The organism is Vibrio sp. Isolate33 (assembly GCF_022397895.1).
Lineage (GTDB): Bacteria > Pseudomonadota > Gammaproteobacteria > Enterobacterales > Vibrionaceae > Vibrio > Vibrio pomeroyi.
The window spans coordinates 1-25,723 of the sequence record NZ_JAKEUP010000004.1; the positions used below are offsets into that span (position 1 = coordinate 1).

General features: G+C 44.2%; 28 protein-coding genes. 12 read left to right on the forward strand and 16 right to left on the reverse strand.

Annotation, left to right across the window (positions count from 1 at the left end):
• Nucleotides 1-672 (forward strand): IS3 family transposase (locus L1D37_RS08565; protein ID WP_239847598.1); only part of this gene is annotated, 672 nt, incomplete at its 5' end.
• 268 nt (nt 673-940) lie between these two features.
• On the opposite strand, the gene L1D37_RS08570 is transcribed toward L1D37_RS08565, so the two are convergent.
• On the reverse strand, nt 941-2,188 hold the full coding sequence (locus L1D37_RS08570) for an MFS transporter (protein ID WP_239847599.1): 1,248 nt from the start codon (nt 2,186-2,188) through the stop codon (nt 941-943).
• A 123-nt stretch (nt 2,189-2,311) separates the two neighbouring features.
• Here L1D37_RS08570 and L1D37_RS08575 point away from each other — a divergent pair, with 123 nt between their 5' ends.
• A complete protein-coding gene (locus tag L1D37_RS08575) occupies nt 2,312-3,073 on the forward strand; it encodes a helix-turn-helix transcriptional regulator (protein ID WP_239847600.1) in 762 nt (253 codons plus the stop codon).
• Between the two features lie 130 nt (nt 3,074-3,203).
• On the opposite strand, the gene L1D37_RS08580 is transcribed toward L1D37_RS08575, so the two are convergent.
• Nucleotides 3,204-4,712, reverse strand: a complete 1,509-nt coding sequence (locus tag L1D37_RS08580; protein WP_239847601.1) for a DUF3360 domain-containing protein — start codon at nt 4,710-4,712, stop codon at nt 3,204-3,206.
• Nucleotides 4,713-5,107: 395 nt separating this feature from the next.
• On the opposite strand from L1D37_RS08580, the gene L1D37_RS08585 reads away from it, so the two are divergent.
• From L1D37_RS08585 to L1D37_RS08610, 6 genes are all read left to right on the forward strand, one after another.
• Nucleotides 5,108-6,094, forward strand: coding sequence for a permease (locus tag L1D37_RS08585; protein WP_239847602.1), 987 nt, complete (start codon nt 5,108-5,110; stop codon nt 6,092-6,094).
• A gap of 33 nt (nt 6,095-6,127) precedes the next feature.
• Nucleotides 6,128-6,376, forward strand: coding sequence for a thioredoxin family protein (locus tag L1D37_RS08590; RefSeq protein WP_239847603.1), 249 nt, complete (start codon nt 6,128-6,130; stop codon nt 6,374-6,376).
• Between the two features lie 82 nt (nt 6,377-6,458).
• A complete protein-coding gene (locus L1D37_RS08595; protein ID WP_239847604.1) occupies nt 6,459-6,974 on the forward strand; it encodes a sigma-70 family RNA polymerase sigma factor in 516 nt (171 codons plus the stop codon).
• A gap of 144 nt (nt 6,975-7,118) precedes the next feature.
• Entirely contained in the window at nt 7,119-7,673 is a 555-nt protein-coding gene (locus L1D37_RS08600; protein ID WP_017632792.1) for a hypothetical protein, read from the forward strand.
• A 368-nt stretch (nt 7,674-8,041) separates the two neighbouring features.
• The gene (locus tag L1D37_RS08605; RefSeq protein ID WP_239847605.1) at nt 8,042-8,914 is read left to right on the forward strand and encodes a patatin-like phospholipase family protein; all 873 of its coding nucleotides are present in this window, start codon (nt 8,042-8,044) and stop codon (nt 8,912-8,914) included.
• 15 nt (nt 8,915-8,929) lie between these two features.
• Nucleotides 8,930-9,283 (forward strand): hypothetical protein, encoded by a 354-nt coding sequence (locus tag L1D37_RS08610; protein WP_239847606.1) that lies wholly within the window; start codon nt 8,930-8,932, stop codon nt 9,281-9,283.
• A 78-nt stretch (nt 9,284-9,361) separates the two neighbouring features.
• Here the strand turns inward: L1D37_RS08610 and folM are convergent, their stop codons facing one another.
• From folM to folK, 4 genes are all read right to left on the reverse strand, one after another.
• The gene (folM, locus tag L1D37_RS08615) at nt 9,362-10,078 is read right to left on the reverse strand and encodes a dihydromonapterin reductase (protein ID WP_239847607.1); all 717 of its coding nucleotides are present in this window, start codon (nt 10,076-10,078) and stop codon (nt 9,362-9,364) included.
• Nucleotides 10,075-10,713, reverse strand: a complete 639-nt coding sequence (gene folE, locus L1D37_RS08620; protein ID WP_239847608.1) for a GTP cyclohydrolase I FolE — start codon at nt 10,711-10,713, stop codon at nt 10,075-10,077. The genes folM and folE overlap by 4 nt, the downstream gene beginning before the upstream one ends.
• A 10-nt stretch (nt 10,714-10,723) precedes the next feature.
• On the reverse strand, nt 10,724-11,101 hold the full coding sequence (folX, locus tag L1D37_RS08625) for a dihydroneopterin triphosphate 2'-epimerase (protein WP_054546529.1): 378 nt from the start codon (nt 11,099-11,101) through the stop codon (nt 10,724-10,726).
• A gap of 141 nt (nt 11,102-11,242) precedes the next feature.
• Nucleotides 11,243-11,740 carry a 2-amino-4-hydroxy-6-hydroxymethyldihydropteridine diphosphokinase gene (gene folK, locus L1D37_RS08630; protein WP_239847609.1) on the reverse strand — a complete coding sequence of 166 codons (498 nt, stop codon included), beginning with the start codon at nt 11,738-11,740 and terminating at the stop codon, nt 11,243-11,245.
• Nucleotides 11,741-12,079: 339 nt separating this feature from the next.
• On the opposite strand from folK, the gene L1D37_RS08635 reads away from it, so the two are divergent.
• Entirely contained in the window at nt 12,080-12,418 is a 339-nt protein-coding gene (locus L1D37_RS08635) for a cytosolic protein (RefSeq protein ID WP_239847610.1), read from the forward strand.
• Nucleotides 12,419-12,568: 150 nt separating this feature from the next.
• Here the strand turns inward: L1D37_RS08635 and L1D37_RS08640 are convergent, their stop codons facing one another.
• The 3 genes from L1D37_RS08640 to L1D37_RS08650 form a co-directional block, all read right to left on the reverse strand.
• A complete protein-coding gene (locus L1D37_RS08640; protein WP_239847611.1) occupies nt 12,569-13,249 on the reverse strand; it encodes a haloacid dehalogenase type II in 681 nt (226 codons plus the stop codon).
• A gap of 202 nt (nt 13,250-13,451) precedes the next feature.
• Nucleotides 13,452-14,255: a MetQ/NlpA family ABC transporter substrate-binding protein gene (locus L1D37_RS08645; RefSeq protein ID WP_239847612.1), complete on the reverse strand. Its 804-nt coding sequence runs from the start codon at nt 14,253-14,255 to the stop codon at nt 13,452-13,454.
• Between the two features lie 208 nt (nt 14,256-14,463).
• Nucleotides 14,464-15,372, reverse strand: coding sequence for a dienelactone hydrolase family protein (locus L1D37_RS08650; RefSeq protein WP_239847613.1), 909 nt, complete (start codon nt 15,370-15,372; stop codon nt 14,464-14,466).
• Nucleotides 15,373-15,720: 348 nt separating this feature from the next.
• On the opposite strand from L1D37_RS08650, the gene L1D37_RS08655 reads away from it, so the two are divergent.
• A complete protein-coding gene (locus L1D37_RS08655) occupies nt 15,721-16,347 on the forward strand; it encodes a type II secretion system protein (protein WP_239847614.1) in 627 nt (208 codons plus the stop codon).
• A gap of 11 nt (nt 16,348-16,358) precedes the next feature.
• Here the strand turns inward: L1D37_RS08655 and L1D37_RS08660 are convergent, their stop codons facing one another.
• Nucleotides 16,359-16,814 (reverse strand): Lrp/AsnC family transcriptional regulator, encoded by a 456-nt coding sequence (locus L1D37_RS08660; protein WP_239847615.1) that lies wholly within the window; start codon nt 16,812-16,814, stop codon nt 16,359-16,361.
• A 141-nt stretch (nt 16,815-16,955) separates the two neighbouring features.
• On the opposite strand from L1D37_RS08660, the gene L1D37_RS08665 reads away from it, so the two are divergent.
• On the forward strand, nt 16,956-18,767 hold the full coding sequence (locus L1D37_RS08665; RefSeq protein WP_239847616.1) for a PLP-dependent transferase: 1,812 nt from the start codon (nt 16,956-16,958) through the stop codon (nt 18,765-18,767).
• Nucleotides 18,768-18,920: 153 nt separating this feature from the next.
• On the opposite strand, the gene L1D37_RS08670 is transcribed toward L1D37_RS08665, so the two are convergent.
• The 4 genes from L1D37_RS08670 to L1D37_RS08685 all read right to left on the reverse strand — a co-directional run bounded on the left by L1D37_RS08670 (nt 18,921) and on the right by L1D37_RS08685 (nt 21,563).
• Entirely contained in the window at nt 18,921-19,376 is a 456-nt protein-coding gene (locus tag L1D37_RS08670) for a GNAT family N-acetyltransferase (RefSeq protein WP_239847617.1), read from the reverse strand.
• A 76-nt stretch (nt 19,377-19,452) separates the two neighbouring features.
• Entirely contained in the window at nt 19,453-20,244 is a 792-nt protein-coding gene (locus tag L1D37_RS08675) for an AraC family transcriptional regulator (RefSeq protein WP_239847618.1), read from the reverse strand.
• A 7-nt stretch (nt 20,245-20,251) separates the two neighbouring features.
• Nucleotides 20,252-20,494 carry a hypothetical protein gene (locus L1D37_RS08680; RefSeq protein ID WP_239847619.1) on the reverse strand — a complete coding sequence of 81 codons (243 nt, stop codon included), beginning with the start codon at nt 20,492-20,494 and terminating at the stop codon, nt 20,252-20,254.
• Nucleotides 20,495-20,636: 142 nt separating this feature from the next.
• Nucleotides 20,637-21,563, reverse strand: coding sequence for a helix-turn-helix domain-containing protein (locus tag L1D37_RS08685; RefSeq protein WP_239847620.1), 927 nt, complete (start codon nt 21,561-21,563; stop codon nt 20,637-20,639).
• Between the two features lie 169 nt (nt 21,564-21,732).
• Between L1D37_RS08685 and L1D37_RS08690 the strand changes: the two genes are divergently transcribed.
• Nucleotides 21,733-22,350, forward strand: a complete 618-nt coding sequence (locus L1D37_RS08690; protein ID WP_239847621.1) for a LysE family translocator — start codon at nt 21,733-21,735, stop codon at nt 22,348-22,350.
• Between the two features lie 116 nt (nt 22,351-22,466).
• On the opposite strand, the gene L1D37_RS08695 is transcribed toward L1D37_RS08690, so the two are convergent.
• Entirely contained in the window at nt 22,467-24,509 is a 2,043-nt protein-coding gene (locus L1D37_RS08695; RefSeq protein ID WP_239847622.1) for an FUSC family protein, read from the reverse strand.
• A 396-nt stretch (nt 24,510-24,905) separates the two neighbouring features.
• Entirely contained in the window at nt 24,906-25,694 is a 789-nt protein-coding gene (locus L1D37_RS08700; RefSeq protein ID WP_239847623.1) for a hypothetical protein, read from the reverse strand.
• Nucleotides 25,695-25,723 lie beyond the last annotated feature (29 nt).

Genomic DNA, 25,723 nt, shown 5'->3' on the forward strand with positions numbered 1-25,723 from the left:
CCTCGTATAGGAACTCGTAAGCTCAAGTACTTACTTGCTCAGAACGATATTGAAATCGGGCGAGACCGCTTATTCTCTCTGCTGAGAATGAATCGATTATTAGTGCAGAATCGAAGGGCTTATCATCGAACCACAAACAGTAATCATCGCTTTTACTGCCATCCAAATCGAATCAAAGAAGGCTTAATACCGGAAAGACCAGAGCAATTATGGGTGGCCGATATTACTTATCTAGCAACGCGGTGTGGTAGTACTTATCTTAGTTTAGTGACGGATGCTTATTCAAGAAAAATCGTGGGTTATCACATAGGTGATGATATGAAAGCGCGCACGGTCAAGCAGGCCTTTTTAAACGCGTTGAAAGAGCGGAAGAATACAGGTGAGCTTGTTCATCACTCAGATCGAGGTGTTCAGTACTGCTCTGTTGAATACCAAGAGTTGCATCGACAGTATGATGTATCTTGCTCAATGACTGATGGTTATGACTGTTATCAAAATGCGTTGGCAGAGAGGGTCAACGGAATACTGAAGATGGAATATCTGTTGAATAAGCCGAATGATTTAGATGAAGCAAAGAAAATGGTCGCCGAATCAGTAAAAATCTATAATGAATATAGGCCTCACACAGCTCTAAAATACAAAACGCCCGATGAAATACATCGAGCGTTTTAGTCAATCAAGTGTCAACCCATATCAGGACGGGTCAGTAGATCGAATCAAAGTGGCAGATACACATGAGAATCCGCTACAAACCCCCTCCTAACCTCCCCTTGGTTTACATCTCCAACCTCTTGCTGGCAACGAGAAAGGGGAGGAACTGAATACCGATCGTGACAAGTGCAGCTATATGTTCAGCGGCAAAGAATGTTCTCCCCCTCGATCGTATATCTCAAGAGATCGTTTAACTGCATTTGAGGGGGGAGCTAGAGGGGGAGGTTGTTTATGCTGGTTTAGTTTTGACGGCTTCACGACAACTTAAGAAATATAGCGAAGAGGCTAAGAGGACCGCGCCACATAATATCCAACTTATGGAAATACTGTAATGCTCGGAAATGACTCCAAAAGCTAAAGAAGCTAGCACTCCACCAGCGGTAACGGCGAAAGAGCTGATGGACAAAATGGTTGAGCGCATCTCATTTGGAGTACTGTCATTAAGTAATACCTGCTCAGAATTGTTGCCCATTGTGAAAAGAAAGAAAAACGTTAAATACAGGAGAGAAAAGCACATGGTGCTGTTGGTGTTAGCAAGTAAGATCAGCGATAGGCCGGCAAGTGCGCGTGTGACAAACATTAAAGCCTTATGAGAGCCGCCAAACACTTTTAGTAGTGGGACGGACACGATTGACGATAAAGCGGCCATCAAGAAGTACAGTGCCGATATGATGCCAAACAGGGTTAAGTCTTTGGAATGAATTCCCATTAATTCAGATAGGTAGGGTTGCCAGAGGTTTTCTACAGCACTCATTGCCGCGCCAAAGATAAGCGTTGCCTGAATCACTAACCTTAACGTCCAATGGTTTAAAGAGAAAGTAAGCGCCTTGATACTGGTTTGTACCGCGGTGGTGACGGTGTTTTTGTGGTGTTCTTTGATGATTCTTTGCTCATGAGGAAGTAATAGCCATGTTAGCAACAGCAGGGTAAGACTCGATACGCTGGTGGTGAAAACATTGATGTCATACTCGTCAAATGACTCAAAATAAGAACTTACAATACTGTTAGGTAGAAATCCGCCGATAAGGGCTCCGGTCGCTAGCCCAGCAGTCACGAACACATTAACTTTTGCAATTGCAGTATGATACGAGCCTGCTCCAGTGCTATCAGTAAACGCATCATAAAACCATGCATCGAGAGTACCTGAGTAAACAGCTCTAGAAGCTCCCAATAATAAGGCGCTAATTAAAATACTGAACAAGCCATTTGCATAGAGTAGGTTTAGGCAGCCCAGTAGGGTGAGTATTAACGAGTACGAATATGTTTTTTTTCGTCCAATGGTGTCAGCAAGCCCACCGATTGGTATCTCTAATAGTGTTGTGCTTCCAATCCAAACAGCCATGACAATCCCAACTTGCGCTAGGTTGAGTCCCTTAGACTGAAAAATCAGAATGATGACAGGAATAAGCAGCCCGACTACTGTCCAGTGTAGGTATTGTTGTATGCCAAATCTCACAACTAACTCTTTTCGTTGCATCAATACGTTCCTTTGTTTATTGAAAGTGGCATCATCTTTCATTGATACTTAGGTGCAACTTATGATTTAAAAGGGTAGCATTGTGATACTTTTGGTATCTCTATTTGAGGCGGTTTGAACAAAATGGACGAACAACTATCATTCGAAATTTGTAAGTTACTCAAAAGAGAGCTTAAAAGGTGCAATATTTCATATCGTGCACTCGCGGCGGAACTGGATATATCGGAAATCAGTATTAAGAGGTTACTTAACAGTTCTCAACCACTGTCTATTCAGAGGCTAGTCGCGATAGCTAACCTCACGGACATGCCGCTATCAAAGCTTCTTGCAGAGGCAGAAGAAAACATTGCTTCTATTCCCGTTTTCTCTAAAGACCAAGATGACGCGTTTTTTGAAAACCCCGCACTTTTCTCGTTCTGGTCAGAGTTAGCAGAAGATATTACCGTTCAATGTATTCAAGAAAAGCACACGCTAAACGATGCTTCAGTGCACCTGTATCTTCGACAATTGGAAAATCTCAACCTTATCGAGATAGGTTCTAACAATAAGTACAAACTGCTCTTGCCCAAAGAAACCGCGTTTGTAAAAGGGGCTAGGTATCCCATTTATTTCAAATCTCAGGTGTTAAATGGTTTACAAGAACGCGTCATTAACTTGCCTAAATCTGATGATGATGCCTTTCTCACAAGCTTCAAAGCTGAGTTGACGAAGGATGAGTTTATCGAGATTAATAACATGTTAGATAACTGGCTGTTTAATAAGCTGCGAGAAAGACAAGCGTTTGATGGTCGAAGGTACGAAGAAGTGAAGCCTTATACATTTGGTTTTATGGGAGCTCAAGGGGAGTTTCATGGGCAGATGCCACCAATATCGAATTTAGTCTAGCGGAATATTAGTGATGAAAGCGATTAAAGTCAGTGAAGTAGGGCTGTCGCCACTAGTTTGATAGATAAAACAAGGCCTCGCATGTGCGAGGCCTTTTTGTGTTCCTACCAAAAATCAATATTAATCGAGCCTAGCGAAAGCTTGGGATAATCGCTGGGATTCCCGGTAGAAGGCCAACCAATGCCATTACGCCACTTAGTACAATAAACATGATGCCAGGCAATACCCAACGGCTCATTTTACTCAGTTCACCGCTGCGTTCTTTACAACCGACTAAGCCTAAGTTGTCTAGTAGCATGGTGAGAGACCAACCAAATGCTGGGTTCACTAGCGCCGATGAAAATACAACAATCGCTGCTGATTGTGTGGTTTTCCCTTCGCGTGTCATTTCCATTCCTGCTTCTAGTAATGGAACAAATACCCCAACAATCAGCGCAACACATAGTACAGGTTGCCAGATAGCCAAATCCATCGGGTAACCCCAAACAGCGGCGATGATACAGAACAGAGCTGTGAGCAAAGCGCCAGCAGGAATAGGGCGTTTAGCAATCGCCGCCGGTACGATATAAGTACCCCATGAAGACGTAAAGTTAGTACCACCAAGCAGAGAGCCGAACGTTTGACGAATTGAAGCCGTGGTCATGGTGTCGTCGATGTTCATGTGTACTTTTTCGGTACGTTCTGGGTAGCTGATCTTTTGGAATACTTGATGTCCTAAGAAATCTGGTGACCACATCGCTACGGCTAGAATAGCAAACGGCAATACCACCATGAAGTGTTCAATTGTCGGTAGGCCTAGCATCCAACCAGTATCTTCGCCCCACCAATACATAGGGTTCATGTTAGGTAAGCCAGGCTCAGTGTGGAAAGCAAATGGCGCACCCATGGCAAATGCAATCGTACCACCCAGTAAGCAACTAAGAGGCACAGCTAACCAACGTTTGCGGAAGTGTTCCAATAGCGCGTACAAGATAATGGTGCAAAAGATCACGACAAACGCGATGTGGCTCATGCCGATTCCTTCAGCCCAAGCGAACAGCTTTTTAACTTGAGAAGCGGTTCCAACAAAGCCGAGGTAGAGCAATAAGCCGCCACACACGCCTTTACTGGTGAGGTTGGCCAACATGCTGCCACCTTTACTGATGGCTAAGATGAGGCCAAAAGCGCCAATCAACAAGCCAAACGCCATAGGGTGTCCGCCTGCTGCAACCACAATAGGAATCAAAGGGATAAGTGGGCCGTGTGTACCTGCGAGGTTCGCGGTCGGTAACAGGAAGCCAGAGAAAATAATAATGAAAACAGAGGCGATGAGGAGTTCATAACGAACGTTTTCTAGAATGAAGTCTTCATTTAATCCGAGAGCCCCCGCAAAGGTAGCAGCAATCGCGCCCACCATCACAACTTTACCAATGGTCGCTGCCATCGCTGGGATGGTGTCTTCTATCTCGAATCGATAATCTTTAAACGGTAAATTTGGACGCCAGCGTTTAGGCGCCATGATTTGTAATTCATGTTCTAAATATTGTTCGCGGGAATCAAATTCTGATCTTGGTTTGTGTTGCTGTTCATAAGTGAGTTCATCCTCATTGGCTTGAGGCTTATCGGCTTGTATATGTACGGACTCTAAAGTACTGCTCATGTTGATTCCTTTCGTTCACACTCTGAGGTGTGTTATTCCAACAAACGTTGTTGACTCATGCAGATGCGCAAACAATGCGTCAACTTATTCTTAAAAATTCATTAACATTTAGTTGTTAGTACCTTATACCAAACCAAAAAAAACAAATAGTCTCAGGTAGTTAGACATTAGTCGTAGAGTTTGAATGCTAATATGGGAGACGGTAAAGGGGATGAGTCAGTTTGTTTATAAGCCCTTAATTACAGGAACAATAAAGTCACTTTCAACATCGAACGGCTAATTGAATCTGTTCTGATAACGAGCCTAAAAATCAAAACCAAAAAATAATTTAGAAAAGTGTGCATCCTTTCGCGACCTAAAACGTGTTAGAGGTAAATCGTTAAGAGGGTGCCACTATGTTGGACGTTTTTACCTACTTTGCCGACTGGCTGACATATTCCATTTTCAATTTGGAAGCCAATACTTCAATGGCTACAGGGGTTCATTTCTTTATTGAAGACACCAGTAAGATCTTAGTCTTATTGGTCGTGTTGATTTACGTTATCTCCGCACTGAGAGCCAGTTTGAGTGTGGACAAAGTTCGCCAATATCTACAAGGCAAGCGCCGCGGTGTGGGTTACTTCCTTGGTTCGCTATTTGGGGCAATTACACCGTTTTGCTCGTGCAGTTCTATTCCTCTGTTTATGGGCTTTGTCTCTGCACGTATTCCTATTGGTGTGACCATCGCATTTCTTATTACGTCGCCTCTGATCAATGAGGTGGTGATCATCATGCTTGGCAGTGTACTCGGGCTGAAATTCACCATCATGTACGTTGTGATTGGTATGTCGCTTGGCATTTTTGCAGGCTTTGTCTTAGATGCTTTTAAAGCCCACCGTTGGTTACAACCTTTCCTCGCCGACGCGTATCAAAAAGCCAATGAGTTAGATGAACAGCCTCAAACGGCGATTGAATCGACCCCAATGACGTTTAAACAGCGCCATGAGTTTGCCGTGACCGAGACCAGTACCATCTTCAAGCGCATTTGGATTTGGGTCTTTGTTGGTGTCGGTATTGGTGCGTTTATTCATGGTTTTGTTCCGGCTGATTGGTTCGAGCAAAACCTCGCACACGGCCAGTGGTGGACGGTGCCACTCGCGACACTCAGTGCCATTCCGATTTACACCAATGCAACGGGCATCGTGCCAATCATGGCGTCGTTGATAGACAAAGGTATGCCACTGGGCACCACGCTTGCGTTTTGTATGGGAGCGGTCGCAGTGAGCTTGCCAGAGTTCATGATGCTCAAACAAGTCATGCAATACCGGTTACTTGGTGTAATCGCGGGTTACTTGCTGGTGGCGATTTCCATCACGGGTTGGTTGTTCAATTTCTTCTATTAATCACAGCAGGGCAAATGCTCACAGGAGTCTGATATGAAAAGCATTCAAGTTTATGGTTCAGGTTGTAAGAACTGCGTCGTCACAGCAGAACGGTTTGCCGAGGTCGCACAAGAGCTAGGGCAGCAAATCAACATTGAAAAAGTCACCAGTTTAGAAGCCATTATGAAAGCTGGCATTATGAGCACACCGGGTGTTGCGATTAATGGTGAGCTAAAACACACGGGATCGGTGCCATCTGTTGATCTGGTTCGTGATTTACTCAAAGAAGATGTTGTAGCGTAAAGGAAAGGAAGGAGCGTCGCGCGTGCCGTTTTTTGAATGAGCACGCGCGACGGATAATCGAGATTCAAGAATGAAATGTTTGATGAATGCGTGGAATCATGCCGAACCTAGCCTTTATGGCTGGCTACTAAAACAGACTCAAAATCCGCACGAAGCGGAAGACATCATGCAAGAAGTGTTTCTCAAAGCCATGGGAAATAGCGAGCGTTTCTGTACATTACAGGACGGTAAATCATGGCTGTTTAAGATGACCAGAAACCACCTTGTCGACCAACTGAGACGGAAAATACATTCGGTAGACATCGGGGAGTTTGTGATGCCCACGGACATTTCCCCTGCGATGGTTCAGCTTCAACGCTGTCTTCCCAAAGTATTGGTAAAACTCACCGAGCAAGAGCGTGATGTGATAGAACAATGTGACCTTAACGGGATGGCACAAAAAGACTACGCAGAGAAACACCAGCTTAGCTTGCCGGCCGTGAAGGCACGCTTACGCCGCGCCCGTATAGAGCTCAAAACCATTTTGGTGAGTGAGTGCAAGGTGACTCAAGACCAAACGGGCGTCTGTTGTTTCAAGTCTTTTCAAGCAGAGCCTTAAGTCTTTTTAAGGAGAGCCTTAAGCCCTTTCGAGCTGAACCTTAAATCCTTCTGGAAGTAACGTTTTCGATTTAAACTTATTGATAATAATTCTCATTACGTTATGTTTGGTGTCTCAAACACACTCATTGTTTCGGAGACCAACATGGAACACTCGGATATTACTCAACTGCTTATTCCAAAGAGTGATTGGGCATCGCCTGATCTCTTTCTCTATGAAGGCGAAGACAAACTTCGACTCAGCTTAGAGGGAGCAATTCAATACAGTGGGTTGAACAGCATTGGCGGCGTGGTTCTCGGCTTTAGGATTATCCAGTACGCGGTTAAATTAGCGGCGGGTGACCAGTCTTTGCAACGTGATGGCATTAGTATTTATACCGCTTTCCCGGGGCGTGGTGCTCAAGATGTCTTTGAATACACATGCCGCGCATTACGTGATAAGCGCTATTGCTGTGATAGCACATTGCACCATCCAGCCGCGCAAACCGGGCAGCGTGGTCAGTTCCTATTTACTATTCGCTTGAACGAACAATCCATGGTGATGACGCCAGCAAACGGGCTACCAAGACAAAGCTATTTTGAAGCTGACCGACATTCGCAAGACAGCAGAGAAGCGGCATTGAAATGGCGAGATGAGAAGATCAACTTCGCCAATACACTCTTGAGTTTGTCGCCAGAAGAGTGCTTACGTGTGCTGTAGCTTTCGAGTCTGGAACTAATAGAACGAACACAGAAAGGTCGCTCGCTTACAAGTGAGCGACCTTCTTTTGTATCAAGCGTTCGTGGAAACCAGATTCCTAGTCGCGCTTAGGCTTGCTGGAATGACGTGCTTTTGTTTTTGGGCTTCGGGCTTAGAGCTTTGGGCTTCGGTTTTTTGGTATTGGGGGAGGCAGCTTAGAGTATCTATATCTTTCACCAATGTTCTTAAACTACCTCAATTTCATTGCGCAGGCACACTAAGATGTACATATGGGACAGTTTTCAAAGCATTACACTGCTTACGGTTAAACTAAGTGATATGATTTTGCTGAAAGAGCTCAAGAACTAACGATTTAAAGGATGAGTACGATGGCAAAAACGATCTCATTGGTACTGGGTAGTGGTGGCGCAAGAGGCTTGGTTCACGTTGGAATCATCCGTTGGCTGATTGAGCATGGCTATGAGATAAAATCCATCTCTGGTTGTTCAATTGGTGCACTTATTGGCGGTGTCTACGCAGCGGGTAAGTTGGATGAATTTGAAGAGTGGGTGACCAGTATTGACCAAGGTGATATGGCGATGTTGTTGGACTTTTCATGGCAATCGAGTGGTATGTTCAAAGGGGACAAGATCATCGACACACTGCGCGGGCTGATTGGTGAAACTTCAATTGAAGATCTGCCTATCCCTTATACCGCGGTAGCCGCCAACGTCGCCGATGAAAAAGAGGTTTGGCTGCAATCAGGCTCTTTGTTTGATGCTATTCGTGCCTCTATCTCTTTGCCATTGTTCTTTACGCCTCATGTTATTAACGGCGAAGCGCTGATTGATGGCGGGGTACTCAATCCCGTACCAATTGCACCTACCTTCGGTGATAAGACAGACTTTACGCTGGCGGTGAACTTAGGGGGTGAACCTGAATTGGTTAAACAGGAAGTGACACCGATTTCCCTACCAACGAAAGAAAGTAACCTGCATGAAAAAGTGGTTCATTTTATCGATAATCTCGGTAGCAGTGTAAAAAGTAAAATGAGCTTTAATTTTGCGGCCTACGATATTGCCAACCAAGCGTTTGATGCAATGCAATCGACCATTGCTCGCCAAAAATTGGCCGCTTACCCTGCTGATATTACGCTTGAACTTCCACGCAATGCTTGTGGCACCTTAGAGTTTGATCGCTCACAAGAGATGATAGACAGAGGCTACCATTTGGCACAGGCTAAACTGGGGAATCGCCTTTAATGTATTTACTGCTGAATGAGAGTATTTATGGAAACTGAACTAAAAGATCTGGTCACAAGCAAAGATGTCATCGTACTAACCAGCTCAGAGGTGGCTGCCGTGTCTTGGCTGATAGATTGTTATCAAGACAACGCTGATATTCAGATTATCGAGAATGCACACCAGTTAGATACAGAAGCTATTTTGGCGCAATGCCGAAGTAGCTTGAGTGAAAGTAAAAAGGTCATACTTACTGCGCAGTTTCGCAGCCAGCTCCCTATCATCAACATCGCCACACTGTGTAATGAGAAGCGCAAATCATTGATCAATATTGAGTTGTCCGGATGGGATGAAGAAAATTGCCTTCCTCACTCTTTTAGCAGTTTCTAGCTTATAGCTGCTTCTAGATAACACCAGTCGCTATTCTTTTATGTTTCTATGTTGATGTAAGCCCACAAGATGTGGGCTTTACTTCAAATGCCTACCGCCATCTAGGTGCAAGGTTCTTCCTGTCATGTAGTGGCTGGCCAACACAAACTTGATGCCATCTATTATTTCCTCAAAGCCCGCTTCTGCGGGGATCAGAGCTTTTTGTAGCGCTTTGGTTTTGTATGCCTCGTCGTCATGGTCATTGAACTTAATCATGGCTGGAGAGAGGGTATTCACTTTCACCTTGGGAGCCAACATTGCTGAGAACGACAGCGTCAGGTTGTTGAGCGCAGCTTTACTGGCGGCGTAAGCGATATGTTTTTTACTGCCTTTTTCCGCAACGTAATCACTGATGTGGATGATGTCTGAAGTTTGCTCGCCAGACATCAGTTGGTCTTTGAGTGTTAAATTGACTAGATAAGGCACGCTAGCGTGAATCGTCATCATCTGATGCATGATGTGTGAAGCATTTTCACTGGGATTTTTCTTGTTCTCAGGTTTCCAGTCGGAAGCGTTGTGTATGACGGCTCTGAGAGTCTTGTATTCTTGGCCAACATAATGAAGAAATTCTTCTAGGCTGCTTTGTTGATAAAAGTCGACCTGTTGCAAGTCGGCGCCACTGTCGCGCAACAGTTGTAGTTGAGGATAGTCGCTGCGGTAGGTGCCAACCACGTTGTATCCATCCGATAAAAGTTGCTGCGCCAGTGCGAAGCCGAGTCGCTTTCCTACGCCGGTTATCAGTATCGTTTCACTCATCGTAAAAACTCAGCTCTGGTTTGAGGGTTAGTTTTGAAAATACCACCGAGCGCGGTTGTTGAGGTTTCAGAGTTTGCATCCATCACGCCTCTGGATTTAACGCAATAGTGGGTTGCTTTAATCGTCACAGCCACGTTTTCTGTTTCAACTAGAGTCTGTATCGCGACCAAGATTTGCTGAGTGAGGCGTTCTTGAACCTGAGGGCGCTGAGCAAAGAATCGGACAATGCGGTTTATTTTAGAGAGCCCAAGGATTTTGTTTTCGGGGATATAGGCCACTTCCGCTAAACCATCGATGGTAATGAAGTGATGTTCGCACGTCGAAGTTAAGTCGATATCCGATACCTTCACCATTTCATCCACTGACATTTTGTTGTCGATAACGCTGATCTTTGGAAAGTTATCGTAATCGAGCCCGGAAAATATCTCATGAACGTACATCTTCGCAATGCGATGAGGTGTTTCAGCGAGGCTATCATCAGTTAAATCCAGTCCAAGCGTACTGACCACTTCCGTTAAAAGTCCTTTGATGCGGTTGTACTTTTGGCTGGGGTTCATTTCGCTCGGTGTCATTGGGGTTTCAAGTCCTTTTGCGAGCAAAGCTTCTCTTACTTTTTCGGCTTCTGTATTCAGCATGACTCTCTCCTTAAGAATTATTGTCGTTGTCTGCTTCATAGCTCAGGGTGAGCGAAACAGAGTCGGCAAAACGTAGCGCATGAGGCTTATCAATTCTCACTTGAGCGTATTTCACCCATGGATGATCGATACAGATGCCGAGTACGTCGCTGGTCAATTTTTCTAAAAGCAGAAACCTTCCAGATTCGACGTGTTGGATTACCTTCTTGCAGATGTTTTTGTAGTTGAGCGCGTTCTCCACATCATCTGAGAGACAAAGGTTGTTAGCGGGATAGTGGATCTCTGCATTGATAACGATGTCTTGCTGCTTAGACTTTTCTTCTTCGTTGAAACCGATGAAGGTTCTTAGTCTGAGATTTGTAATGGTGATAATGGCGTTGTGATTCATAACAGTGTCCATTCCTTAGAAAGTGAAGTCAGTTACGTGCTTGTTTTAAGAAAAGATCAGTAAAGCTCAGTCGATTAGATTTAAGTTGTTCCTTTCGCAGTTGTTCCTGTTGCAGTCGTTCTTTTTTCAGTCATGTAAACGCTAAGTGAAACTGAGCTCGAAAGGGATGGGTTCGGTTTTCTGGCTCAACTGATCGAAGCTTTCCCATAGCTGCTGAAACGAAATGTCTAGAGTGGGGTGGTGTTCTTGCGCGGCGATATCAACTAACGGCCTGAGTACAAATGCGTATTCGGTGATTTCGCCTCTAGGCAGCTCTACACCATCAATAACCCCCACTTGATTGCCATAAAGAAGGATGTCGATGTCCATAGTGCGTGAAGCATAGGCTTTGGTTTGGCGCTTGCGATCGTTCTCTGATTCGATTTGGTGCAAAACCTTAACCAACTCTGCGACAGGGAGCTCACATTCGAAACCAACGACTAGGTTTAAAAAGTTATCCCCTTCAAACCCAACTGGCTCGCAATCGTAGAAATTAGAAATATGCAGGGGAGCAAAGCGGTCATTCAGTGCTTTGAGAGATTGTGAGATGTGGTGTTCGCGGTTAATGTTGCTTCCGATGCTGACATAGACGTTGGCCATAATATTTCCTTTTTGTTTAAGGAACCTATACGTCTAACTAACGATGAAGATCAGCTATGCATCCTTTTAAAAGCAGGAAGACAAAATAAAATACGATTCTGCCGCAAATCTTGCACGTTTTTGAGCTCGTAGGAGGGAACTTTGGAGCAAGAAAGTTCCATGAGTCAAAATTCAGCCGATGACGCTTCCGGATAAAAATGAGTTTCAAGTTGGTCGAGTGAATTCCAGCAATAGCCTCATAATTACCGCCTCTAGCAACTCAATTTCTACGACGTTCTGCCTCTGATAGTGATAGAATCCCCGAATCAGAATTATCGAGAATCTAGGTATTTATAAACTATGTTTATCCATCACGTTAACGGCATCGACTGGCTGGTGATTACAGCTTTTGAAGAACTAAAGCCAATGTTTATCGAAGATGCTGGTCCAATTCCATCTTACTTCTCGACTACCAGTGAATTGAGCCTGATTGACCAAGCCAAGCGTAGCTATGGGCTTTTGCCGACTCTCCGAGGTGTGATCACCGATACCGGTACGTATCAAAGCAAAGATCTTGAAGAAGATTTGAATCCACAACTTGCGTGTATCGTTGAAGGGCGAGGTCGAGTGTTTATCTATCACGGCGACTATGTGGCATTCGTGGATGACGAGCAAACCTTCATTACTAGAATGGACTGAACATAATTCAGTATTTTTAGAGCGGTGAATTGGTTGATTGGCCAATAGGTTAATTAGTTATAGATAAACTGCTTTGCAGATAAAACGAAGGCCTAGCGTGTGCGAGGCCTTTTTTGTTTGTACCGAGTCAGGAGAAAAGCTCTTAAGGTGTTACTTTTCTAAATTGTGCTTAATGATTTGTTCCACCACACCATTCATCGTTCTGGAGCTAATCTCAGGTTTCAAATACAGGGAATGATACTCAACGCCTGTGCGGTCTATATAGGCTGCTTGTAAGCCAGCAGATAATGCACCATGAGTGTCCCAATCGTGAGTAGCCACAAGACGAAGGTTTTCGACAGGCTCTTTTAACGTTTCTGCTGCAAATCTATACACATCTGAATTGGGTTTGAAACTGCCTGTTTCTTCAACGGAAATGACGGTGTCGAAATAATCTTCTAAGCCCGAGTTCTTGATTTGAGAAGTGATAAGGTCGAGGGATGAGTTGGAAAAAGCGACGGTTTTAAAGCCGTTGTTACGCAATTTAAGCAAAGATGCTTTGATATCAGTGTGCGGTGGTAGGTTAGCAAAAGAAGTTAACAAGGCATCTTTGCTTTCCGCCGTTAAATCACACCTGTGCCGTTGTGCAATAGCGTCGAGCGCTGCATTCGCTAGTTCAGAAAAAGTAGACTTTACGTTTGTTGCGATGCAAACCGTTGAAGAGTGCAAAAGCTTTGAGAACCAAAGCGATAGTGCGTCCTCACTACCAAATGCTGCTTTAAATTTAGGCTGTAATGACTCCAAGTTTAAAACCGTTTCGTTTATATCAAACAGTATCACTTCTTTTTTCATGCGAAGAACCCAGATTTAATTGAATTTCGTACTCACATAATCCGCTCTGATGTTACGGTTTTCAACCTCGATTTAAGTAACTTAAGCTTTGCTCTCTAACTAGAAAAGAGGGTTGGGATGAGTCATCGATGAACACGTCACTTAAATCTGGCGTTGCTTAATGGGTAGCAGGCAACGCCAAATCAAAGGGATTTTCTTTAGCTTAATTTGCAGCTTCGATAGTGCCTTTGAAAGTGGTGTTTAAAAAGTCATTGATCTCTTGTGAGTGGTAAATTGAGATGATCTTTTTATACGTTTCATTGTTTTTGTCTTCTTCTCGCGCCGCCACAACCATCACAGCTAAAGGTGCGTCTTTTTTCTCTAAGTAAATGCCCTGTTTCTTAGGATCGAGTCCAGCCGACATTACGTAGTTCATGGTGATTGCTGCTGCATCTACATCGTCAAGAGAGCGGGGTAGCTGAGCGGCATCCACTTCAACAAATCGAATGTTCTTCGGGTTATCAACAATATCGCTTAATGAAGCGTTGAAACCAGCGTTCTCTTTTAAAGAAATCAGCCCAGCATCTTCAAGTAGCAATAGTCCGCGCCCGCCATTCGTTGGGTCGTTTGGAATCGCGATTCGTGCGTTATCTGGGATAGAGTCAAGCGAAGTGTACTTGTTCGAGTAAACGCCCATACGCATCAAAATTGAACGTCCGATAGAAACTAACTTGCTATCGTGATTGGCATTAAAGTTATCGAGAAATGGCTGATGCTGGTAACTGTTCAGTTGGATACTTCCATCTTCCAATGCTGCGTTAGGGGTGATGTAGTCTGAGAATTCGACGAGTTCAATGCTAATCCCTTGCTTTGCTGCTTCTTTGGCAACAGCTTGTACAACTTGTGCATGTGGGCCAACTGTAGCCCCAATCTTGATAACAGCCTCGTCTTTTTTTCCACATCCTGTCACGCCGAATACGAATGCTAATGCCAACAGGGATGCTGTGATTTTTTTGTAGCGGTTCATGATAACTCCATTTAATTAACCAAAAGACGTTTAGGTGTCTGGATGTCTATATTATCTATTTATAAAGTTGGGTCAATAGGTTTGTTAGAAGCAAAGTTAGATCGAGAAAACAAAGGCCTCGCACGTATGAGGCCTTTGGGGTTTCGTTGAGTAAGATATAGGGCAGTCACTTGAAACTTAAAGAAAACGGGTTCGGTAATCTCGCCTATTAAGAAAGCTTTTGATTAAAGAACTCAAGCGTACGTGCCCATGCTAACTCTGCTTCTTCTTCAGCATATCGACCGGTTGAATCGTTATGGAAGCCATGATTCACACCGTCATAGATGTAAGCGGTGTAGTCTGCTCCAATCTCTTTGAGTTCGGCTTCATAGTCTGGCCAAGTTGCATTCACACGTTTATCGATTCCAGCGAATTGGATGAGTAATGGCCCTTTAACGTTCTTTCTTAAATCAGGAGCAGCAGGAGTGCCGTAAAATGGAACGCCCGCATCCAGTTGTTCTGGTATTACCGCCGCCAACATATTCACGATATAGCCACCGAAGCAAAATCCTACAGCGCCTAGTTTTCCGTTACTTTTTTCATGAGATTTTAAAAAGTTGGCAGCGGCGATAAAGTCTTCTTCGATTTTCTCTCTGGATAATGATTTTTGCATTGCTCGACCTTCATCATCATTACCTGGATACCCGCCAAGCGAATAGAGTGCATCAGGTGCAAACGCAATAAACCCAGCGGCCGCGAGTCGTCTCGCCACATCCTTTACGTATGGGTTTAAGCCTCTATTTTCATGTATGACCAATACAACAGGCGCATTACCCTCTAGCTCTTTTGGTACCACCAAGTAGCCATAGCCTTCTCCGTGTCCTTTAGGCGAAGGAAACTTCTCGTAGGTTGCTTTGATTGAAGGATCATTGAAAGAGACTTGTTCTGCCTTCGCATAATTAGGAATCAATGCAGAAGTTAATGTTGTCATGGTTAAACCAAGTACTGCCAACCCGGATAGGCGAGTCATAAACTCTCTGCGATCAATCAGACCGTGTGCATATTCGTCATACCAATCAAATGCTTCTTGGGGGATAGATCGAGTTGGATCTGATTGAGATTCGGTACTTTTATTCATAACTTTTCCTTGTTGTGAGTTGTTTGACCAATCAACTATAGTGGAAATTTCAATATATTTGAACGATCGCTCAATACCTTTTTGTCTATTTGTTATATCAAAGTACAAAAATTAGATGGCAGTCTGATAAAACGAACGCTTCAGAATCAATTCCCATGTCATGTCTTAGGTTTGTTTTTATTGGGGGGAGGATCTAGTTCTAAATTGGCCTTTAAGAGTTATGCATATTTACGGTCAATAGGGCAGAATGTTTCAATACAAAGCGCTTGATTTTACTCTGGTATAATCTTTCCCAACAAGAGAAGCCTTAGCGTTATTAGAACCAATTTGATGAGAGACAAAGATTAGATGTTGAAACTTTTGCGTCAGATAAAAAAATGGAAACTTGCATCGTTCAGTTTGCTCATACTCATTGCCGCATTTTTTATCTACAACCAGTTTGGCAACAGTATGTCCCGTGTCGATGAGGCAAAATTTTTGATCGGGCAACTGAATACAGTCTTGGATGCCGCTGAGCAGTATTCTCGTGACAACGGTTCTTTGCCTCCAATTACTTCCGATACCGATACGAACTTCGGCTACTTAAACATCAACCACTTAATTGAAAATCCGGGCTTATCAACATGGAAAGGACCGTACCTACCTTATGACGATACATGGATAGGAGGTGATCAGTACATCGATCACCCAGATTACATAGCAACGCAATTACTGCTTAAGGAAAAGGGCAGCCAGTGGGCGCGAGGAAGCACCGAGACAGGTTGTAAATCGTCGTCATCAACTTGTTCTCTTGCGGCTTGTATCTGGTTGGTACCAACAAAAGTGGCGCAAGAAATTAATCAGATTGTGGATGGAAATACGGATATAGAAGGTTCTAATACGACCGGAAAAGTACGTTATGACAAAGCTTTTGGGGGCGCACTTATCTGTTTGATTGGAGATGACTACCCAATGCCTTCTGCACCGTCCAACTAAGTCGTTTCTAATTACCTTACTGGCAGCTTAGTCTTTGTTTTTACCTGACCAAATGCGAAGCTGGATTCAATAGACGCAATATTGGGCAGGCGAGTTAACTGTTTGCGGATAAACTGCTCGTAGCTTTTGAGTGACTCGCTCACCACGTGCAATAGGTAGTCGTGATTGCCCGTCATCAAAAAGCACTCTAACACTTCATCTATCACTTCAATGTGTTGCTCAAAGTCTCGCATGTTCTCTTCAGTCGGCTTTTCAAGTTTTACCAACACAAACACATTCACAGGTAAGCCACACGCTTCTTGATCTACGCTGGCGTGATAGCCGCGAATGATCCCTTGTTTCTCTAATGTTCGAACTCGTCGCAAACAAGGAGAGGGTGAAAGTGCCACGCGGTCGGCCAACTCTTGATTGGTCAGGCGAGCGTTGCTTTGTAGTTCAGCCAGTATTTTCTTGTCGATCTCATCCATTAGCATATCCCATCAATATTGAAGTTTATTCGGCAATATTATTGCTCAAAGTGTATGTCTTACTTCGCAAATAGCAATCTTTGGTATCGGTGCAACACTAAGCTTAAAGGAGGTACACAAGGATGGAATGATTTAGGAATTATGAATACTTCAACTCAACTTAGCCCACTGCGTAAAACCACTAAACATGAACAAGCGGAAGCCCTTGCTATTGAGCAGGCAAAGCATTTTGGTATCGACCCAAACAGTGATTACGGCATCACGCTGATTGAGCTGGCAACGACCCTGTACAAAGCCAATACCAAAACTCACGACCTTTGGGCTTTGACCGTTGATGGACTTTCAGAACTCGATAAGAGTGACCGAATCGCTTGGTTCAACGCCAAACGCTTTTTGTCATTCCAGATCGCGAAAATCCTCGATAATCTACAAAACCCAATGCGTGCTACTTACCAATCCATTGCGACTAACAATGGTAATTTTGCCTCTAAAGGTGCGTATCCTATCTTCGATAATGTTGCCGCTATATTCTCGGCAAGCCCAGTGATTACACGCACCGCGACCTATTTGTTTGCCTGTACTGAATGGATTGAGGATGCGTTCAACGGTAAAGAACCACTGCACGATATCTACTCTCGACTGCTAAACCCAACCTCAATCTCACTCGCTAACCACATGGTTGATCTAGAGGCTGGCTCTAGAGCCAATGAGTATCTCGCATGGAACTTCAACTCAGGCATGGCGGCTATTGATGGGTTGTTGAGTCATTTACTTGGGCATGAAGACATTGTGTTGGCCTCACGTAACATCTACGGAGGTTCGTACCAACTGTTGGAAGATTGGTTTGGCAAGCCTTCTAACTTGAATGTCGCGGTAGAGTGGGTGGATGGTTACTCCGGAGATGAGTTTGCGACTCGCCTTGATGAGGTTGCTGACAAATATGCGGATCGCCTCGCTGCTGGTAAAAAAATCTACGTTTACCTTGAATCACCGTGTAACCCGCATGGCTACGTGTTAGATGTCGCCAGTATCAGTAAAGCTGGTCACTCTCGTGGTTGGGATGTGATTGTCGACTCAACAGTAGGCACACCATTGCTTCATCCTGTACTCAAACGTGATGATGTGATGGAAAGGCCTGATTACGTGATTCATTCTTATACCAAAGAGCTGGCGGGATCAGGCACCACAACCGCTGGGGTAGTCATCGGACGCAATGAGACCATGTTTGTGCCAAAAGGAGAGGAGGTGACTTTCACCAAACCTAATGGCGATGAGGCGACCATTCCATGGAACGAAACCCTGTTTTGGAATGTGTATTACATCAAAGGCGCGTTCTTAGATGCAGACAAAGCGTTCGAAGTGCTCAATGGTATGAAAACCTATGAGATGCGTGTGGTGCAAAAAACGATTAATACCCTGACGCTGGCGAAGATCTTCGATGCTCACCCAGACATCAATGTGTCGTGTCCTGCTTTGCCAGACAGCGATAACTATGAACACTGCCAGAACAACATGTACTTGGGTTTACCAGCGGCGCTTTTTACAATCGATATGGAAGGTAGTGGCAGTCGTGCACCAATCAATCGTGATGGGTTTAAACAGTTCTTCGACATGCTTGAGCCCGCAATCGGGATGCAAGTGAGCTTAGGGCAAACCAATACGGTAGCGCTGTGCCCAGCATTGACCACGCATTCAGAACTCAGCGATGAGGCACTCAATGAAGCGGGCATCAAACCGACCACAATGCGTATCTCGATTGGGTTGGAAGATCCTCGGATGTTCATTACTCATATTATCGAGGCAGCCAAGTTATCGATTGATCGTAAACACTCAGACTTCTCATCGAGCTTCCCGAGTAACGACCGTATCGACGAAATCTATATGCAAACCTATATGGATGTACACCAGAGGTTTGTGAAGAGCTTGCCGAAGTTCGGTCAGCTTACGCAGTAAGTTAGATCGAGAAGCCTAGCCAGTGAAGTAGTGTAGTTATAACTGTTACAGGATAGCTATATCGCTAGATAGAACAACAAAGGCCTCACGTGTTCGAGGCCTTTTGAGTGTCAGATAATGACTATAGAGTAATCCCGAATAGACGGTTTTCGATTAGCTTTCTTTCTCAAAAAACACACGAACAAAACCAAAATCAGGATCAGACTCCTTACGAGAAATCGTCCATCCATTTTTCAGGTAAAAGTTCATTGCTTGAGTATTGCTCTCGAAGGTTTCAAGTGTTGGTTTGAGGTGGTTACTGAGGACTTTCGCCTCAGAGAACGACAGTAACATCGCACCAATGCCTTTACGCTGCTGTGCTGGCGATACCATCATAATGTGTATTAGGTCATCAATAACCACGACGTAACCAACGGCAGATTCGCTATCATCGACGGCTACAAAGGTATTGCCAATATGCTTGTCAATTTCATCGTCACTAGCACCACTTGATAGGTAGCCATTGACCATTTCCTCACCCATAAAACTTGTGTAGCATGCACTAATGGCATGCTTGGATAGCTCTTTCAAAGAGTGAGCATCACTCAAATTTGCTTGTCTAATTTTCATTTTTTATAACCCGCTAGTCACCATAAGGCTAATCTACCCTTTGTGGTTCTGGAAAAATTGAACAAATGCGACATGATCAATTACTGAAGTCACCAAACAGGTCAATAGAAAGGTGCTTCTCGATTAAGTAACGTTTGGGTGTCACGCCAATCGCTTTTTTTAATTGTCGTATGAGGTGGGGCTGGTCACTGAAACCAAATCGATAGGCGAGGTCGCTCCAATCTATCTTCTCGTCTTGCTCTTGGTAGATGGCCCATATAAGACGATCCATCCTCACCATTTGCTCATACTGCTTGAGCGACAAACCAGTGACTAATGCAAACTGTCGCTCCAATGTACGCCTAGACACTGGCAACAAATCGAGGCTTTTGCCTTCGTTGATGTGCAAGCGAGCTTCATGAACACTTTTCCATATTCGCTGATCATCAATGGGGGGAAGAGTAAGTAACTGTGACTCTATAACTTGGGCTGCTGTTTCCGGACAGTTGATATCCATTTCATCTTGCCATTGAAAACAGGGAGGGAGAGGTTGAATGAGCTTCTGGTTAGCGCTCTCCGCTCGCATCAAACCTAAGCCAAAAGCACCATCAGGAAAGAACTTCACTCCTAATAGTTGGCGTGGATGCAAGTCATCAACATAAAGTTCTTCAGTGTATGCAGAGAGCCAATGTCCACCTTTAACCTCTAATTCGAATCCGTTCTTTCGATAAACATGTTTGTCTGTCGAAGGGGACAGAATGGCATTAGCAGAGGGATTAGGAAGTAGCAAAGCAGACTGTTGGCTCGGCTCAGTTACTTGCAACGCCCAGATATACTCAACATATGGCGTGAGAAGGTCTGATGTGGGTTTGATTTTCCATGTATTCATTCGTTGATTATTTCGGCTGGTGGCCTGTCTTTTTCGCAAACTCTTGCATAGCCTCAGCAAAGGTTGTTGTTCCGCCTTTCGCTTTAACTTGAACGACTTTATAGCCGAGGTTTTCCAGTGCTTGGCGCTCTGCTAAAACCGCTTTATCGTCTGGCAGACTACCCTGTACAGGCTGATGAATGTAACACCCTTCTAGTTGACCATCTTCGACCAGTTGGTGGTGTTTCAGTGCATTGATATCAAAATTCATAGTCAGTCTTTTCGTTTAAAAGAAGAGTCACTGTGGCAAAGGCCGTGAGTCTTTATAATTGATTGTTTGTACCATACGGCATTTTAACCATAAGAAGCTAGTGTGAATACAGTAATCAGATACCTAGAAGCCAATCTCAATACTATTGCTTAACCGAATTACGACGGCATTGGGTCGGAGTCATTTCAAATCTTTTTCGGAAAATCTTGCACAGATAGCTGGTGTCTTTTACACCGATCTCATCTGCCAGTTGTATCAAGCTATGGTTGGAATGGATTAATCGCCACTGCACGTGTTGTAGGCGTAACTCCTGCCAGTACTGATGAACAGAAACATCAAACTGTTGTTGAAAAAGGCGGTCTAGTTGACGGCGACTGAGTCCAATAAATGCTCCTATCTCATCTACCGTGGTACCTAGCGCTAAATGTTCCTGCATTAATAAGATTGCGCGATCGATGTGTCGATTTTGGTAATTGCCATGCTGTGAGGATTTTAAACGATGATGATTACCGCGACTCTCATCCACAAGCATATCGGCCAACCCTTTTTCAGCTCTGATTTGGCCGACATGGTTTTGCAAAATGGCGACGAGAAGGTCGATAGTTGCGCTACCGCCCGTGCAACTGATGAGCTTTTTGTCGAAGTGATAAAGTTGCTCATCACGTACAACCACTTTGGGGTAATTCGCTTTAAATTCATGATGATGCCTCCAGTGAACCACTACCTGATGTTGGTTTAACAAGCCTAGCTCTGCAAGCGTAAAACAAGCGTTATCGATGCTAATAATCTTGATACCAGCCGAGACCACCTTTCTGAAAAATGACCGATACAAAGGAGCCTGTTGTTGTGACTCATGAGCACTTCGACTGCCAAATAAGACAACGTAATCAACGTCTTTCAACTCGACTGTGTCAGGGGTAAGGTCAACCGTGATGGGGATGTTACTGCTAGATGTGATCACCCCTTGAGTGTGGGACATGATTTGCCAAGAGCAATAACGTTGTTGGCTGAAGTCAGCGTCATCAGCGGAAAAGCGCAGTTTGTCTAGAAACGCGCCAAAGGGGAACATATTGAAATTATTTAAGGGTATTAATAAAAATCGGACGCCCTTGGGTTGGCTCATGAGAATGGCTCTTGATGTCTAGATATTAATATATTACGTCCATATATTGCCGTTATCAATTCGATTTTAGAAGGATACTAGCGGCAGATTAAGATGTCTTTTTTATAGGTTAAGTATGACGTTTGAAGTGTGGTGTGTGTTTATTTTGTCTGCTCTGGGCCTTGCCTGTATCCCAGGTCCCAACTCTTTATTAGCGTTGAGTCATGGTGCTCAATTTGGTTATAAGAAAACAATGTGGACGATCTATGGCGGGGTTTGTGGTTTCTTCTTATTGATCACGATAGCCATGCTCGGCCTTGGCACACTATTAGAGGCCGAACCGAAGCTGATGATTGTTCTGCAATGGTTAGGTGCTCTGTATCTCGGGTTCTTGGGTGTGAAGTTGTTTTTAGCTCCTTCTGTTAACGTTGAAGATGCGTCAGAAACGGCGACGTTGTTACCACGCGAGTTGTTCAAACAAGGGTACTTTGCCGCGTTATCTAACCCGAAAGTTTTGCTGTTTTTTACAGCGTTCTTGGCTCAGTTTATTTACCCGAATGAAGCCTTTCTGCCTCAGTTTGTTGTCATCACCGTGAGCTTTCTTTGTATTGAGTTTGCTGTCGAGTTCGGGGTGGCAAGAGTCGCAGACAAGGTCAAAGTGATGCTCCTCAAGAATGGCCGCATATTCAACCAGTGCTGCGGCGCTCTTTTCTTATTGTTAGGAATAATGGCGATGGTGAAAAGTTTCCCGTAATAGGAGATCTCACGATTGATTCTTTTTCGGCAAGCAATATGAAGCCTCTCAGCATAAAATCACACCGGTTTTAGAGGCGCTAATTGCTTGCGAGGATATAACCATAATGCTGTTATCTAGCTTTCCAGATTGCGCCTAACTAAATCGTGCATCTGTTTTATTGTCATCAAAGCTAACCAGATGATTTCTTCTACCGAGCGTTGACCCGTTGTGGAAGTGGGTTGGTCGGCATCGGTTTTATTGGTTAGCGCAGGAAGCTCATGGACGCGATTATCACGAATGGTATTGATCAACGCGTCCATCGCATCATGAATTAAGCGTTCGACTTGCTGAGTGCCTTGGTATTGCGTGCCTGTTCTGATGAGTGGAATCAGTAAGCAGAGGTAATGGCTTAGTAGGCGATAGTGGCTCAGCATATCCTCGTAATAATGGGGATCGGCCCTAGTGTGCCTTGGCTCTTGCTGCATCTCATTGTAAATGAGCTCAAGGTCGCTTTCTGCTGTGAGCATCGCAGCACGTTGCTTGGTTAAGTCCATGTGGTCGCGTTGTTCGGGGGCGACTTGCAGTTGTTCATAGCAATACACAAACAAGCTTTTTGAACTGTTCAGAGCCGTTAATGCTTGATTGTGGATCTCTTTACCTCGCCATTGCGGCCACAACAAACCATAACCGAGCAGCACAATGGCACCACCAACGATGTTGTCGATCAAACGTGGTGCTGCGAAGTCGAGCCCTTGATGCGCCATAGTTTGATAAATCAAAATCAATAGGGCGGTAATACAACCAATAGCGAGCGAGTAATTTCGCATGATGTTAAGCATCGCGACGGGTAAGAGGATGACAATTAACGTATACATCGCGGTCGTCGGTACGCCGAACTGAATCACAGAAGTTGCGAACAGCACGCCAAGCGCCGTACCCAAACAGCGTTGCCAAGTCTTACTGCGTGTCGCCAAGAAGCTTGGCTGAATCACCATGAGCATCGAAATCAACACCCAGTCCGGTCGAATCAAATCAAAGTATTCGGCAATCCCTGCGCCAAGCGCGAACATCAAACCAACACGGGTAACATGACGCCAAATAGGGTTGCCTCGGCCTGGTAGACGGAAAGACAACTCAAACGGCTGTACTTCAAAAGAGCGTTCATATGCGGGTTCATTAAGCTCAATACGACGAGAAATGTGCTTCACGGCGTAGGCCCAATAACGAAAACGGGGTTGGTCTTCAAGCTTCACTGCTTCAATCAAGTCATTGGCTTCTTGCTCTAATGAGCTTAAGTGCTTCATCTCTTCGTTCGTGTTGTGCAAAAGCTGTCTGGCTTTGTGCCTTAATCGTTGCTGGCAATGTTGGCTCCAAACCAATAACAAATCTCTCTTTTGTTTACTTGATTGAAATTGGCTTAATAGATCTGGATTCGTGGTGTGACTGCTCAGTATCACTTCAAAGGTATCAAGAGCAAGGAACAAGGCTTGTCGGAGCGAGTTTGCATCTTCGTGTTTAGAGCGAAAAGATTCGGATTGAAGCGCCTGTTGGAACAACTCGATAAGCTGGTATTTGATGCGTCTTTTTGGCGCTTCATTTTCGCCTCCTAACAAGAAGGCTTGGCGATATTGGATGTAGTCTGCCAACGTCTCGTAAATTGCAGACAAACATACACGCAGCGCATAGTGTTTCCACAGGGCAAACCAAAGCCAGCTAAACAGCGCAAAAGTAAGAGGGCCCAGTACCAGCATTGGGTACAAGCTTAGCGCTGTGTTGGAATTATGAAGTGATAGGGTGACGACAGCAATTAGTAGGCTGGACATGCCCAGGCGTGCCCAGAATGGACCATTGACCGCCGCACTGGCAAGTAAGGCACCCAATGCGCCATAGGTTAACCATAAAGGCAGCCCACTGATCAGAAGGACGTAACTGACGGCCAAAGTGATTGCCCAAGCGGTTGCGGTAATCGCAAAACGTGTCCACCTCCTAGGGCCTGCCGCATCAAGCCCACTAATTAAAGCGGCAGGCATGGTCATGAGTGCGGTCATAGCGATATTGATGTGATTCGACAGCAACCCTAAGCCGAAAAATAACACAATAGCACTGGTGGCGCGAAGCCCTAAGTTAATCGAAGGGGAATACCAGATTTTACGCAGAATGGCAGGAGAAAACGTCATAGACCCTCTTTACTTGCTATGTCTCATTCAGTGTAACGCCAAACCTATGCATTGTGCTGGTTTCAATCACAGATTGATAAATTGAAGCGCTGTTGCAAGTTTAGCGATAAGTCAGAAAATAGGAGAAATCTGGTTGTGAATGGATAAACTAATTGAGTAAAACAATATCGCCACACCAATTTAGCTTTTATTAAACTGAGCTCTGTCCTACTTACAACTTCACCGTAATAGTAAATATAATGATAGAGAGGAATGTGTAATGTGTATTTTTAGTGACTAGATTTATGACAACATATTCAGATAAAGAAAGCCCAGTTGGCCAACTGGGCTTTCTCGTTTTCAAAAATCTTACTTCAAATGTTAGTCTTTAGTATTGTTTTATGATGATTTGACTCTTTACCAGCGGCTTTCAGCAACTGAAGCGAGATCGTATTCAGAGTCATTCTCTATAAATTTTAATCTTCCAAAGTCTGCGCAAATGGTATCCAGCGCAATATTACTTTCTAACATAGTATGTTGAGGTATCGGAAGGATTTCATCAGCAGAAAATTTCGCTAAACTCATGCCATAACGTTCAAACGAATCACGTTCTTCATCACTTAGAGATGCTTTAGTTTTATGTTGGAAAACACGTCCGTAAAGCCAACATTTGATATTTCCAAGAGAAAATTCAATAAGCGGCTCTCCGAAACATTGTCCATCTTTTCTATCATTTGCTTTGAGCATGGAGTGGAGTGTTAAAATTAAAGCAACACTGTATGATTTCCCTGCAACCTCAATTTCTGGGCATCCTATTTCACAATTGTGGTCGGCACTAGACAACTGATAAAACTTAAGCGCTCTAATTTGAGCGGCATTTGAGACTTCTTGCCTAGAATATGGATGAGAATGGGCTGTACCGATATACTGGTATTGCTCTCCGAATACTTTTGCGATGTCTTTTTTGATTAGGAGTGACTTTTGATTAAATGAAACGGAGGATGGTTTTCGATTCGCCGAGGTCTCTACTGATAAGTGGTTGATTGTACATTTAAATGGATGATTCTTGTTGATGCTCCCCCAAAGGTGGGCGCCTGTTTCTATAGATATTTTCTTACTAGCTTGATGTTTCACTGCGTATGCTTCGAATCCAGCCATTATTAACTCAAACATCGCACTTTTACTGATTGAAATTGTTGCTGTCATTTCTTAAATTTGCCTTTAGTTTATTGTTT